A 12,282-nucleotide genomic window follows, 5' to 3' on the forward strand; every position below is an offset into this window, starting at 1 on the left:
GCGACATGAGGCCGTACCACCCCACGCTCGCCGCCGCGTCGAGCAGCATCTGGCCGGCCGTCATGACGCCGGCACCGCCACTGCCAACAAAGGCTATGGTGGCCGAATCTCTGAACATGGGCTATCCCCTTTCAAGCGCCCTTCACCGCCGGGGCACCCTGCGGCGCCCGGCGTCGCTAATTATAGCAAAGTGGTACGATTATACCTATTTAAACGCGGGGCTCAAGGGCCTTCATCAGGGAACGGCCCGGCGCCGTGGCGGCGCGGTGCCGAACAGCGTTGCCGGAATGGTGCGTGTCTACTATGTATGGTGTACTCGGATGAGGAAGTTCTCTAAACCACGCGGCTCTGGTCCCCTTCGCGTGATCGTCGACAGGAGTGCAGACATGCCGCCCCGGAACGCCGCCGCCGCCGAAGCGACGCTGAGCACCCGTCCGGCCGAGCCGTCCGACCTCCCGGTCGTGATCGCCCTGGACGCCGAGATCACCGGGCTCGTGAAGGAGCAGTACTGGAAAGAGCAGTACGAGTGGTACGGCAAGAACCGCCTGGACCGCTTCTTCATCATCGCCGAAAGCGGCGACACGCCGGTCGGCTTCATCGTCGGGGAGATCCGCGCCTGGGAGTTCGGCTCGTCGCCGAGCGGCTGGATCTTTGCGGTCAACGTGAAGCCGGACGCCCGGCTGCAGGGGGTGGCGTCGCTTCTGGTCGACACCATCTGCGCCTGCTTCCGTCTGGCGGGCGTGAGCACGGTGCGCACGATGGTCCGCAAGGACCAGACGCTGCTGACGTCCTTCTTCCGCAGCCAGGGCATGCGGGCGGGGCCCTTCATCGAACTCGAAAAGAGCCTTTGACGATGAGACTGCAGGTAGCCACGCGCCTGGCGCTGTACGCCATCCTCGAACTGGCGTCCGATCCGGACCGGCAGTTTTCGGCGACCGAGATCGCCGACCGCTTCGGAATCTCGGTCAACCACCTGTCCAAGGTGCTGCGCTCGCTGGGCCGGGCCGGCCTGGTCGAGGCGGTGCGGGGCGCCGGCGGCGGCTATCGCTTCGTCGGCAACGCCAAGCGCATCACGCTCCTCGATCTCATTCGCCTATTCGAGGACGTCGACTCGTCCGGCGACGGCGGGCGCGAGGCGGCGGACGCGACGCCCGAGGGCCGGGTCCTGGGCAGCGTGCTGGAAGAGATCGAGGACATCACCCGGGTGACGCTCAGTTCCATTTCCGTGGCGACCATGCTGAAGCTGATCGCGGCGGAGCGGCACCCGCAACGGACGTCACCGAAGACCGAGGGGGCCGTCCCGCTTTTCGGCGGCTGACGCCTCTCCGTCGCGCCGGGCTGCAAACCCGAGCGCCGACACCGCGCCGCGGGCGTGCGCGGTGTCGATGAACCGCTCATCGAACAGCATCGGGTGATTCCGGGTGAAGGCGGGCCGCGCCGCGCCGCGGCCGGTGTTTGGCATGGCTTAGAGACCCAGCGGATTATAGGTGGGAAGGCGGATGATCGCGTGGGCGCAAAATGCGCTTGACCGTAAATCGGTAATTCGGTACTCCTATGCGTAATTGATGCGGGCGAGCCCGCGGCCCGCTCGGGACTGGAGCGCGGCGGCCCCCACAAGGAACCCGAACACGGAGGAGACGAGCGTGTCGCCGCATCGTTGGGTGATGACCGCCGCGGGCGAACCGATGGCGCAGGTTCCGATGGATCCCGTTCCGGGGTCGGGCGAGGTGGTGGTCCAGGTCGCCGGATGCGGCGTCTGCCACACGGACCTCGGCTACTATTACGACGGCGTGCGCACCAACCAGCCGCTGCCGCTGGCGCTCGGGCACGAGATCTCCGGCCGCGTGACGCGGACGGGGGCCGGGGCCGAGTCCTGGCTGGGCAAGGCGGTGGTCGTTCCGGCGGTGATTCCCTGCGGCGACTGCGACCTGTGCCGGCGCGGCAAGGGGACGATCTGCCCGAACCAGAAGATGCCCGGCAACGACATCCAGGGCGGCTTCGCCAGCCACGTCGTGGTGCCGGCCCGGGGGCTGTGCCCGGTGGACGAGGCGCGGCTCGCCGCGGCGGGGCTGGAGCTGGCCGACGTCTCGGTGGTCGCCGACGCGGTGACCACGCCCTATCAGGCGGTGCTGCAGGCGGGCGTGGCGCCCGGGCAGCTCGCCATCGTGATCGGCGTCGGCGGCGTCGGCACCCACTGCGTGCAGGTCGCCGCCGCCTTCGGGGCCACGGTGGTGGCGCTCGACGTCGATCAGGAGAAGCTGGACGCGGTCGCCGGCTACGGCGCGGCACGGACCCTCAACGTCCGCGAGTTCGATCCGCGCGCGCTGAAGAAGGAGATCGGCGCCTTCGCCAAGAGCCAGGGCCTGGGCCAGCGCGAGTGGGTGATCCTCGAGTGCTCGGGCACCGGCGCCGGGCAGACCACCGCCTACAACCTGCTGGTCCACGGCGCCACGCTGTGCGTCGTCGGCTTCACCATGGACAAGGTTGAGATCCGCCTGTCCAACCTCATGGCCTTCCATGCCCGGGCGCTCGGCAACTGGGGGTGCCCGCCGGAGCTGTACCCGGCGGCGCTCGACCTCGTGCTCGACGGCCGCATCAAGCTGGCGCCGTTCATCGAGCGCCACCCGCTCAACGACATCAACCACGTCTTCCACGAGGCCCACGCGCGCCGCCTCAAGCGCCGCGCCATCCTCGTGCCGGCGGCGTAACGGGAGGAGACACCGATGAAGAACCACGACCTCGCCGCCTGCGAGTACAACGGCCCGGCACCAAGCGTGCTGTTCGAGAAGCGACCGGCCCGCCGCCCGGACGGCAGCGTCGCGCCCGGCCTGTACAACGCCTGGATCACGCTGAACAACCCGTCGCAGTTCAACAGCTACACCACCGCGATGGTGAAGGCGGTGATCCTCGCCTTCCGCGAGGCGTCGAACGCCCGCGACGTGGCCTGCGTGGTGTTCACCGGGGCCGGCGACAAGGCCTTCTGCACCGGCGGCAACACCAAGGAGTACGCCGAGTACTACGCCGGCAACCCGCAGGAATACCGGCAGTACATGCGGCTGTTCAACGACATGGTCTCGGCCATTCTGGGCTGCGACAAGCCGGTGATCTGCCGCGTCAACGGCATGCGCATCGGCGGCGGGCAGGAGATCGGCATGGCCTGCGACTTCACCGTCGCGCAGGACATGGCCCGTTTCGGCCAGGCCGGCCCGAAGCACGGCTCCGCCCCGATCGGCGGCGCCACCGACTTCCTTCCCGTGCTGGTCGGCAACGAGCGCGCCATGGAATCCGGCGTGCTGTGCGAGCCCTGGTCGGCGCACCGCGCCTACCGCGAGGGCATGATCACCGGCGTCGTCCCGGCGCTGAAGGTGGACGGCGCCTGGGTGGCCAACCCGCTGGTGTGGACCGACCGCTACCTCGACGAGTACGGCCGCATCGTCCACGGCGAGCCCAAGACCGGCGACGCGCTGTCGGAGGCCAAGGCGCTGATGAAGCGCGGCACGGTCGACCTGTCGCTGCTCGACGAGGCGGTCGAGGCGCTGTGCTCCAAGCTGCTGCTGACCTTCCCCGACTGCACCACCAAGACCATCGAGGAGCTGCGCAAGCCGAAGCTGGAGGCGTGGAACGCCAACAAGGAGAACTCGCGCGCCTGGCTGGCCCTCAACATGATGACCGAGGCGCGCGCCGGCTTCCGCGCCTTCAACGAGGGCACCAAGGAGGACCGCGAGATCGACTTCGTGGCGCTCCGTCAGGCGCTGGCAAACGCCGCGCCGTGGACGCCGGAGCTGACCGAGAGCCTGATGCCGGCCGCCCGCGCCCCGGCCGCCCGCGCCAGGGAGACGGCGTGATGTCCGAACCTTCCTCCCCTGGGCCCCTGAAGGTCTGGCGCGAGCGCGACGGCCGCCTGCTGCGGCTGCGCCTCGCCCAGCCGAAGGCCAACATCGTCGATGCGGCGATGATCGCCGCCCTGGATACGGCGCTGTCCAGGGCGCAGGGCGAGGCTGCCATCCGCGCCGTGCTGCTCGACCACGAGGGGCCGCACTTCAGCTTCGGCGCCAGCGTGCACGAGCATCTGCCCGAGAGCTTCAAGGGCATGCTGGCGGCGCTGCACCGGCTGGTCCTGCGCATGGTCGCCTACCCGGTGCCCATCCTGGTCGCCATCAAGGGGCAGTGCCTGGGCGGCGGGCTGGAGGTAGCGGCGAGCGGGCACCTGCTGTTCGCGTCGCCGGACGCGAAGTTCGGTCAGCCGGAGATCGTGCTGGGCGTCTTCGCCCCGGCCGCCTCCTGCCTGTTGCCGGAGCGCATGGGCCGCGCGCTGGCCGAGGACCTGCTGTTCTCCGGCCGCAGCATCGACGCCGGGCAAGCCGCGCACAGCGGCCTGCTCAACGCGGTGGCGGACGACCCCGAGGCCGCGGCGCTGGCGTGGTTCGACGCGCACGTCGCCAAGCATTCGGCCTCGTCGCTGCGCTTCGCGGTGGCGGCCAGCCGACAGGACATGGTGGAGCGGGTGCGCAGCAAGCTCGCCCGCGCCGAGACACTCTACATCGACGGCCTGATGTCGACGCGCGACGCCGTGGAAGGGCTCACGGCGTTCCTCGACAAGCGGGCCGCCCACTGGGAGGACCGTTGATGCCCGCAACCCCGCACAGCACCGCTGCCATCGTGCAGCGCTGCCAGGATCTCTTCGACGACCTGGACTTCACCGCCGCGCGCGCCTGGAAGAACGCGGCCCCCGGCCGCAAGGTCATCGGCTACATGCCGATCTACGTCCCCCGTGAACTGATCCACGCCGCCAACATGCTGCCGCTCGGCATTCTCGGCGGCGGTGAGAACATGGAGGTCATCCACGGCGACGCCTACTACCAGAGCTACATCTGCCGAATCCCGCGCTCGACGCTGGAGCTGGGCATCACCGGCAAGCTGGATTTCGCCGACGGCATGCTGTTCCCGTTCGTCTGCGACGTCATCCGCAACCTGTCGGGCATGTGGAAGCTGCTGTTCCCGAACGTCTACACGCGGTTCTTCGACACGCCGCAGAACTACAAGGACGAGGTCGGCGGCAACTACTACATCGAGGAGCTGCGGGAACTCCGCGAGGGGCTGGAGCACCTGGGCGGCGCCAGGATCACCGACGAGGCGCTGCGCGCCTCCATCGAGGTCTACAACGAGAACCGGCGGCTGGTGCGCGAGGTCTACGCGTTCCGCGCCGCCACGCCGTGGAAGGCCCCGTCGTCCGAGGTCTACCTGCTGATGCGGGCCGGCAACGTGCTGCCGGTCGAGGAGCACACGCAGCTGATGAAGGACTACCTCGCCGCCGCCAAGGCCGAGGACCGGCCGATGCGCGACAACTGCCGCGTCGTGCTGAACGGCGCCTTCTGCGAGCAGCCGCCGCTCAACCTCATCAAGTCCATCGAGATGGCCGGCTGCTACATCGTCGACGACGATTTCATGCTGGTGAACCGCTGGCTGCTGGACGACGTGCCGACGGCCGGCGACCCGCTCGCCAACCTTGCCTCCGCGTTCCTGCACCGCTCGGCCGAGACCTCGGCCAAGTACCAGCCGGACGAGGGGGAGAAGGGCAAGTACCTGATCCGGTCGGTGCGCGAGAAGGGCGCCGAGGGCGTCATCTTCGCCGCCCCCAGCTTCTGCGACCCGGCGCTGCTCGAGCGGCCGATGCTGCAGGCCAAGCTGAAGGCGCACGGCATCCCGTACATCTCCTTCAAGTACGCCGAGAACTCCGGGCAGATGCAGCCCATCCGCGAACAGGCCGGCACCTTTGCCGACTCCATCAAGCTGTGGAGCGCCGCATGAGCACGCACGACGTCATCAAAGAAGATTCGATGCTGAAGCAGAAGGAGATGATCGCCAACAACTACGATCTTCTCACCAGCACCAGGGATCATGGCCGCAAGGTGGCCTCCACCTTCGTTCCCGGCAACCTCAACGAGTTGATCATGTGCTTCGACATGCTCAACAACCTGCCGGAGATCAACGCCATCCAGAACGGGATGAAGAAGCTCTCGGGCGGCTACATCACCGAGGCCGAGAAGCGCGGCCATTCCGAGGACGTCTGCACCTACGTCAAGGCCGACCTCGGCATGATGTCGCGCGGCAACCTCGCCCCCAACGGCAAGCCGCTGCCCGATCCCGACCTGCTGCTGCTGAGCTACACCGGCTGCTTCACCTTCATGAAGTGGTTCGAGCTGCTGCGCGCCGAGTACAACTGCCCGACCGTCATGCTGCACGTGCCCTACCAGGGCGACGGCAAGACGACGCAGAACATGCGCGACTACATCGTCAAGCAGCTGAAGGAGGACGTCATCCCGGCGCTGGAGAAGGTGTCGGGGGTGAAGTTCGACATCGACCGCCTGCGCGAGAACCTGCGCCGCTCGGCCAAGGCCGAGGACAACCTGGTGTGGGTTCTGGAGACGGCGAAGAACAAGCCGACGCCGATCGACGCCTATTTCGGCGGCGTCTACTACATCGGCCCGATCTTCACCGCCTTCCGCGGCACCGAGGACGCGGTCGAGTACTACCGCCTGCTGCGCGCCGAGATCGAGGAGCGCATGCGCCTGGGCCTCGGGCCCTTGACGCCGGAAGGCGAGATGAAGGAGCAGAAGTACCGGCTGGTGGTCGAGGGGCCGCCCAACTGGACCAGCTTCCGTGATTTCTGGAAGATGTTCTACGACGAGGGCGCGGTGGTCGTCGCCTCCACCTACACCAAGGTCGGCGGCATGTACGACCTCGGCTTCCGGCACGACCCGGACCACCCGCTGGAGAGCCTCGCCGACTACTGCCTGGGCTGCTACACCAACCGCAACCTGCCGCAGCGCGTCGATCTGCTCGAGAAGTACATCAACGAGTACGAGGCCGACGGCCTGCTGATCAACTCGATCAAGAGCTGCAACAGCTTCTCCGCCGGCCAGCTCCTGATGATGCGCGAGATCGAGAAGCGCACCGGCAAGCCCGGCGCCTTCATCGAGACCGACCTGGTGGACCCGCGCTACTTCTCGGCCGCGAACGTCAAGAACCGCCTGGAAAGCTACTTCCAGATGATCGACCAGAAGCGCCGCGCGCTGGCGACCGCCGCGTAAGCCATGAAGCCCTCTCCCCTCCGGGGGAGAGGGTTGGGTGAGGGGGACGGCGGGGGACCGCGAACGTCCGCAATGCAGACCCCCCCACCCTATCCCTCTCCCCAGGGGGGAGAGGGGAAGAAACAACGTATCGGGAGTGGACGTCCCATGAAGTGCTTCATCGGCATCGACCTCGGCTCCACGACCACCAAGGCGGTGGTCATGGACGAGAACTGCGCGGTGCTCGGCCGCGGCATCACCAACTCGCGCTCCAACTACGACACGGCGGCCGCGGTCTCCAAGCAGGAGGCGCTGATCGACACGCGCTTCACGCTGTTCCGCCGCGGGCTGGCCGGTGTGCCGGCGCTGTCCGGCAAGGTGGACGTCTTCCTGTCCGACCTGGAGCGCCACTTCCGCCGCGTCCAGTTCATCGAGCAGCTGAACGACCTGGAGGAGACCTGCATCCGCAACATCGCGGGGCCCCGCTTCGCCGGCCGCGAGGCGGCGATCCAGGAGGTGCTGGCCGAGGTGTTCCGCCGGCTGCGCGACGAATCCCTGGAGATCTTCGGCCGCGACGCCAAGCGTCGCTCCGACTTCTTCCGCGACATCGCCGGCTCGCGCTTCATGGCGGTGGCGACCGAGGTGTGCAAGGTGGCGGGGCTGTCCTTCGACCTGCTGCTCAACGTCTACGACAAGTCGATCATCGACGTGGAGAACCGCCCGCCGGGCGGCGGCATGGAAGGCAAGTTCCTTACCGCGCTGGACAGCGCGCTGACCTCCGACGGCACCGGCATCGAGGCGGAACTGGTGCGCAACCCGGTCCGCGCCGCGTTGGGCATCCCGTTGGAGGAGACCTACGTGGTCGGCACCGGCTATGGCCGCGTCCGCCTGCCGTTCCCCAAGGAGCACATCCGCTCGGAGATCCTGTGCCACGGGCTTGGCGCGCACATCATGTTCGGCGACACGCGCACCGTGCTCGACATCGGCGGCCAGGACACCAAGGCGATCCAGGTGGATCCCAACGGCATCGTCGAGAACTTCCAGATGAACGACCGCTGCGCCGCGGGCTGCGGCCGCTACCTCGGCTACATCGCCGACGAGATGAACATGGGCCTGCACGAACTGGGGCCGCTGGCGATGAAATCCACCCGCTCGGTGCGCATCAACTCGACCTGCACGGTGTTCGCCGGGGCCGAGCTGCGCGACCGTCTGGCGCTCGGCGAGAAGCGCGAGGACATCCTGGCCGGCCTGCACCGCGCCATCATCCTGCGCGCCATGTCGATCATCTCGCGCTCGGGCGGCATCCGCGATCAGTTCACCTTCACCGGCGGCGTCGCCAAGAACGAGGCGGCGGTGCGCGAGCTGAAGAAGCTGATCAAGGAAAACTACGGCGACGTCACCATCAACATCGATCCGGACTCCATCTACACCGGTGCGCTGGGGGGGGCGGCCTTCGCCCAGCGGGCGGTGATGAACTGACAAGGGAGGACACGCCCATGACCATCACCGCAGGCATCGACATCGGCACCGGTTGCGTCAAGACGGTGCTGTTCCAGTCGCAGGACGGCAAGACCGTCTGGCTCGGGCGCTCGCTGGAGCGCATCCGCCAGCGCGACCCCTACCAGCTGGCCGAGGAGTGCTACGACAATCTCCTGAAGGAAGCCGGCCTGAAGCGCGCCGACGTCGCCTACGTGGCGACGACGGGCGAGGGCGAGAACCTCGACTTCCACACCGGCCACTTCTACTCGATGACCACGCACGCCCGCGGCGCCATCTACCTGGAGCCGCAGGCCCGCGCGGCGCTCGACATCGGCGCCCTGCACGGCCGCGCCATCGCGGTGGACGAGCGCGGCAAGGTGCTGTCCTACCGCATGACCAGCCAGTGCGCGTCGGGCTCCGGGCAGTTCCTGGAGAACATCGCCCGCTACTTGGGCATCGCCCAGGACGAGATCGGCACGCTGTCCCAGCAGGCCGACGACCCGGAGAAGGTGTCCTCGATCTGCGCCGTGCTGGCGGAGACCGACGTCATCAACATGGTCAGCCGCGGCATCTCGGCGGCCAACATCCTGAAGGGCATCCACGTGTCGATGGCGGTGCGCCTCGCCAAGCTGCTGAAGGCGGTCGGGGCGGTGGACGGCGTGGTGCTGATGACCGGCGGGCTGGCGCTCGACACCGGGCTGGTGGCGGCGCTGCGCGAGGCGATGGTGACCGAGAAGATCAACCTCGACGTCCGCGCGCACGAGGACTCGATCTACGCCGGCGCCATCGGCGCCGCGCTGTGGGGCGCCTTCCGCCACGAGAAGCTGTACGGCCGGCAGACGCTGGCGCTCGCCAGTTAGGGAGACCGACAATGGCCCTGTTGATCACCAACGAATGCATCTCCTGCGACGCCTGCGTGGCGGTGTGCCCGAACCAGGCGATCGCCCAGGGGTCCTCGGTCTACGTCGTCGATCCCGAGCTGTGCACCGAGTGCGTCGGCGCCGAGGACGAGCCGCAGTGCCGCACCGTTTGTCCCGTCGAGTGCATCATCGACGATCCGGACCGTCGCGAAAGTCGCGACGCCTTGCAGGCCAAGTACCAGCGCCTGCACTCCTGATGCGCTGAGCGTCCCCCTAACGACAGACCCCTCCAACCCCTCCGCCCCCCGTGGGTGGAGGGGCTTTTTTGCGTGTCCGGTTCAACGTCATGGGATGGCGGTCCGCCTCCCCTGGCGCGCGGGCGCCAGGGGAGGGGACGCGGCATCACGCCCGGTCCAGCGGCTTCACGAAGCTGAGGCGCTGCGCCATGGTGAAGCCGTTGCGCTCAAGGAAGCGCAGCAGCGCGAAGTCGTTCCAGGCGACGTCGGTGATGATTCGCTCCACGTGCAGCGAGCGCAGGTTGGTCAGCAGCTGCGACAGCAGGGCCTGGCCGACGTGCCGCGAGCGGTTGGCCGGATCGACGCCGATGGTGTCCATCACGGCGACCGGCTCGGTGCGTCCGAACTCGCCGAAATCGACGCGGGCCATCACGAAGCCGACCGGGGTGCCGCCCACCTCCGCCACCAGCGACACCCGCACCCCCGAGTGCTTGAGCATCTCGTTGGCCTTGCGGGCGTAGTAGGCGCTGCGATCCTGGCCGGTGATGTGGCGATCGATGCGCACCAGCGCCGCCAGATCGTCCTCGGTCATGGAACGGATGGCCACGCGGTCGCGCGCCAGCAATCCATCCTCGCCCTCCTCCTCGATCGGCGTGCCGGCGCTGCGGTCGAGCAGCAGGCGCGGAGCGAGGTGGAAACCGGTTGCCGCGAAGAAGCTGACCAGGCTGTGCTCCGTCCAGTTCGCCTCGGTGCGCACCGCCGCCACGCCGCGGTTGGCGAGCGCCTGTTCAAGCCCGCCCAGCAGGCGCTGGCCGATGCCCGAGCTCCGGGCCGCCGGATCGACGCCGATGGCGTCCAGCACGCCGACCGGCGCGGTCATGCCGAACTCGCCGGTCAGCAGATGGGCCAGCACGAAGCCCAGCACCGTGCCGTCCTGCTCGGCGGCCAGCCCGATGAAATCCTGCGGCGCGCCGGCGGAGGTGGCGAAGCGCTTCTCGTAAAAGCCGCGCCGCCCGCGTCCGGTGACCGCCTTGTCGATGTCCACCATGCGCTCGAGATCCGCTGCCCCGAGCAATCGGATGTTCGGCTGTCTGGTCATGGGCAAATCATCCTCTTCCAAAGTTATCGCAATGGACTGCGCTCGATAAAACGCAAATTCCAAAAACAATTACCGCAGAACTGCAAATTATTTCATTGATTCATGTTGATGTGGTCCGGAATGCATGCTTTTATTGAGCATATGAATACGGAATGATCTGGAGATTGTCATGAGTGATGATCGTTATTGCTTTGCCGATCGGGTGGCGGTGGTTACCGGTGGTGCGCGCGGGATCGGTCGCGGCATTGCCGAGGCGCTGCGCAAAGCCGGCGCCGACGTGCACGTCTTCGACCGCGCGGCGTCGGTGGATCGGGTGGGGGCGGCGGAAGACGGCTTGACCTTCCACGAGGTCGACATCGCCGATTCCGCCAGCGTCGCCGCCGCCACGGCGCGGCTGCCGAAGCCGCCTGTCCTGCTGGTGAACAACGCCGGCATCACCCGCGACCGCAGCCTGCTGAAGATGAGCGACGAGGAGTGGCGCTCGGTGCTCGACGTCAACCTGACCGGCGCCTTCACCGTGCTGCGCGCGTTGGCGCCGGGCATGGTCGAGGCCGGTTATGGGCGCATCGTCAACGTGGTGTCGATCAACGGGCTGCGCGGCAAGTTCGGGCAGGCGAACTACGCCGCCTCCAAGGCCGGGCTGGTCGGCCTGACCAAGACGGCGGCGCGCGAGCTGGGGCCGAAGGGGGTGACCGTCAACGCGGTGGCGCCGGGCATGGTGCTGACCGAGATGACGCTCGCGCTCGCCCCCGAGGTCCGGCAGAAGGCGCTCGACGAGGCGGTGCTGACCCGACTGCCGGAGGTGGCGGACATCGCGGCGGCCGTGCTGTTCCTGCTGTCCGACGCCGCGCGCTGCGTCACCGGCGAGGTGATTCGCGTCGATTCCGGCCAGTACATCTGAGCGGGCTGGCGGCAGGGGGTGGGGCGTTCGCCCAAGCCCCTGGTTCGCCATCGAATTCGCCGCTGATGCCATGCTCCGGACGACCCCGTGATGATGGGCTGCGGACCTCGATCATCAGCTCGACAGCCCCAATAACAGCATTCTGGTACTTGTTTGCTGGTTTGTCCATGTGTATCATCCACCCACCTGCCGCACTTGCCCCGCCGAAAGCGTGCAAGGCTCCCGGACGGTCGCTTCGGGACTTCACCGCGGACGGCACGCCGTGCCGTCAGGCAAAGGGCATCACGATAAGGGAGGACGCCGCGTGTCCGTTGCTCCGTCGATCGTCAACCGCCGCCAGTTCCTCGCCACGTCGGCCGCCGGACTGGCGGCCGCCGGCCTGCCGCGCGTCGCCATCGGGGCGCCGGCGCGCATCAGGGTCGGCCTGATGCTGCCCTACAGCGGCAGCTATTCGCTGCTCGGCAACAACATCACCGACGGCTTCAAGCTGCGCCTGGCCGAGCTGGGTGAGACGCTCGGCGGGGTCGAGGTGGAGTTCGCCCGGGTGGACGACGAGTCGTCGCCGCCCAAGGCCAAGGACAACGCGGCCAAGCTGATCGTCAAGGACAAGGTGGACGTGCTGGTCGGCACCGTGCAC

At 67.9% G+C, this 12,282-nt stretch carries 13 protein-coding genes; 12 read left to right on the plus strand and 1 reads right to left on the minus strand.

Going from position 1 to position 12,282, the window contains the following annotated elements:
* Window positions 1-386: 386 nt before the first annotated feature.
* From ACRWK7_RS02090 to ACRWK7_RS02135, 10 genes are all read left to right on the plus strand, one after another.
* Complete coding sequence (locus ACRWK7_RS02090; protein ID WP_431854507.1) at window positions 387-851, plus strand: GNAT family N-acetyltransferase; 465 nt, start codon at window positions 387-389, stop codon at window positions 849-851.
* Window positions 852-853: 2 nt separating this feature from the next.
* Window positions 854-1,318 carry an Rrf2 family transcriptional regulator gene (locus ACRWK7_RS02095; RefSeq protein ID WP_431854508.1) on the plus strand — a complete coding sequence of 155 codons (465 nt, stop codon included), beginning with the start codon at window positions 854-856 and terminating at the stop codon, window positions 1,316-1,318.
* Window positions 1,319-1,643: 325 nt separating this feature from the next.
* Window positions 1,644-2,708, plus strand: coding sequence for a 6-hydroxycyclohex-1-ene-1-carbonyl-CoA dehydrogenase (gene had, locus ACRWK7_RS02100; protein ID WP_431854509.1), 1,065 nt, complete (start codon window positions 1,644-1,646; stop codon window positions 2,706-2,708).
* Window positions 2,709-2,723: 15 nt separating this feature from the next.
* Window positions 2,724-3,845: a 6-oxocyclohex-1-ene-1-carbonyl-CoA hydratase gene (oah, locus tag ACRWK7_RS02105; RefSeq protein WP_431854510.1), complete on the plus strand. Its 1,122-nt coding sequence runs from the start codon at window positions 2,724-2,726 to the stop codon at window positions 3,843-3,845.
* Window positions 3,845-4,627, plus strand: a complete 783-nt coding sequence (locus ACRWK7_RS02110) for a cyclohexa-1,5-dienecarbonyl-CoA hydratase (RefSeq protein WP_431854511.1) — start codon at window positions 3,845-3,847, stop codon at window positions 4,625-4,627. The genes oah and ACRWK7_RS02110 overlap by 1 nt, the downstream gene beginning before the upstream one ends.
* Entirely contained in the window at window positions 4,627-5,808 is a 1,182-nt protein-coding gene (gene bcrC / locus ACRWK7_RS02115; RefSeq protein WP_431854512.1) for a benzoyl-CoA reductase subunit C, read from the plus strand. Before ACRWK7_RS02110 ends, bcrC begins: the two co-directional genes overlap by 1 nt.
* Window positions 5,805-7,091 (plus strand): benzoyl-CoA reductase subunit B, encoded by a 1,287-nt coding sequence (bcrB, locus tag ACRWK7_RS02120; RefSeq protein ID WP_431854513.1) that lies wholly within the window; start codon window positions 5,805-5,807, stop codon window positions 7,089-7,091. The genes bcrC and bcrB overlap by 4 nt, the downstream gene beginning before the upstream one ends.
* Window positions 7,092-7,238: 147 nt before the next feature.
* Complete coding sequence (gene bcrA, locus ACRWK7_RS02125) at window positions 7,239-8,549, plus strand: benzoyl-CoA reductase subunit A (RefSeq protein ID WP_431854514.1); 1,311 nt, start codon at window positions 7,239-7,241, stop codon at window positions 8,547-8,549.
* Window positions 8,550-8,566: 17 nt separating this feature from the next.
* Window positions 8,567-9,409 (plus strand): benzoyl-CoA reductase subunit D, encoded by an 843-nt coding sequence (gene bcrD, locus ACRWK7_RS02130; RefSeq protein WP_431854515.1) that lies wholly within the window; start codon window positions 8,567-8,569, stop codon window positions 9,407-9,409.
* An 11-nt stretch (window positions 9,410-9,420) separates the two neighbouring features.
* Entirely contained in the window at window positions 9,421-9,666 is a 246-nt protein-coding gene (locus ACRWK7_RS02135; protein WP_431854516.1) for a YfhL family 4Fe-4S dicluster ferredoxin, read from the plus strand.
* A gap of 145 nt (window positions 9,667-9,811) precedes the next feature.
* Here ACRWK7_RS02135 and ACRWK7_RS02140 read toward each other — a convergent pair whose 3' ends face one another.
* Complete coding sequence (locus ACRWK7_RS02140; RefSeq protein WP_431854517.1) at window positions 9,812-10,744, minus strand: GNAT family N-acetyltransferase; 933 nt, start codon at window positions 10,742-10,744, stop codon at window positions 9,812-9,814.
* Between the two features lie 169 nt (window positions 10,745-10,913).
* On the opposite strand from ACRWK7_RS02140, the gene fabG reads away from it, so the two are divergent.
* Together fabG and ACRWK7_RS02150 are read left to right on the plus strand one after the other, a co-directional pair.
* Window positions 10,914-11,645, plus strand: a complete 732-nt coding sequence (fabG, locus tag ACRWK7_RS02145) for a 3-oxoacyl-ACP reductase FabG (RefSeq protein ID WP_431854518.1) — start codon at window positions 10,914-10,916, stop codon at window positions 11,643-11,645.
* Between the two features lie 304 nt (window positions 11,646-11,949).
* On the plus strand, window positions 11,950-12,282 hold a 333-nt coding region (locus ACRWK7_RS02150), incomplete at its 3' end, for an ABC transporter substrate-binding protein (RefSeq protein WP_431854519.1).

This window comes from Azospirillum sp. (genome assembly GCF_050789165.1).

Excerpts from the sequence above, each read along its gene's own strand:
- ACRWK7_RS02090 (WP_431854507.1), top strand. The coding sequence starts at position 387 with ATGCCGCCCCGGAACGCCGCCGCCGCCGAAGCGACGCTGAGCACCCGT.
- ACRWK7_RS02095 (WP_431854508.1), top strand. The coding sequence starts at position 854 with ATGAGACTGCAGGTAGCCACGCGCCTGGCGCTGTACGCCATCCTCGAA.
- oah (WP_431854510.1), top strand. The coding sequence starts at position 2,724 with ATGAAGAACCACGACCTCGCCGCCTGCGAGTACAACGGCCCGGCACCA.
- ACRWK7_RS02110 (WP_431854511.1), top strand. The coding sequence starts at position 3,845 with ATGTCCGAACCTTCCTCCCCTGGGCCCCTGAAGGTCTGGCGCGAGCGC.
- bcrC (WP_431854512.1), top strand. The coding sequence starts at position 4,627 with ATGCCCGCAACCCCGCACAGCACCGCTGCCATCGTGCAGCGCTGCCAG.
- bcrB (WP_431854513.1), top strand. The coding sequence starts at position 5,805 with ATGAGCACGCACGACGTCATCAAAGAAGATTCGATGCTGAAGCAGAAG.
- bcrA (WP_431854514.1), top strand. The coding sequence starts at position 7,239 with ATGAAGTGCTTCATCGGCATCGACCTCGGCTCCACGACCACCAAGGCG.
- bcrD (WP_431854515.1), top strand. The coding sequence starts at position 8,567 with ATGACCATCACCGCAGGCATCGACATCGGCACCGGTTGCGTCAAGACG.
- ACRWK7_RS02135 (WP_431854516.1), top strand. The coding sequence starts at position 9,421 with ATGGCCCTGTTGATCACCAACGAATGCATCTCCTGCGACGCCTGCGTG.
- ACRWK7_RS02140 (WP_431854517.1), bottom strand. The coding sequence starts at position 10,744 with ATGACCAGACAGCCGAACATCCGATTGCTCGGGGCAGCGGATCTCGAG.
- fabG (WP_431854518.1), top strand. The coding sequence starts at position 10,914 with ATGAGTGATGATCGTTATTGCTTTGCCGATCGGGTGGCGGTGGTTACC.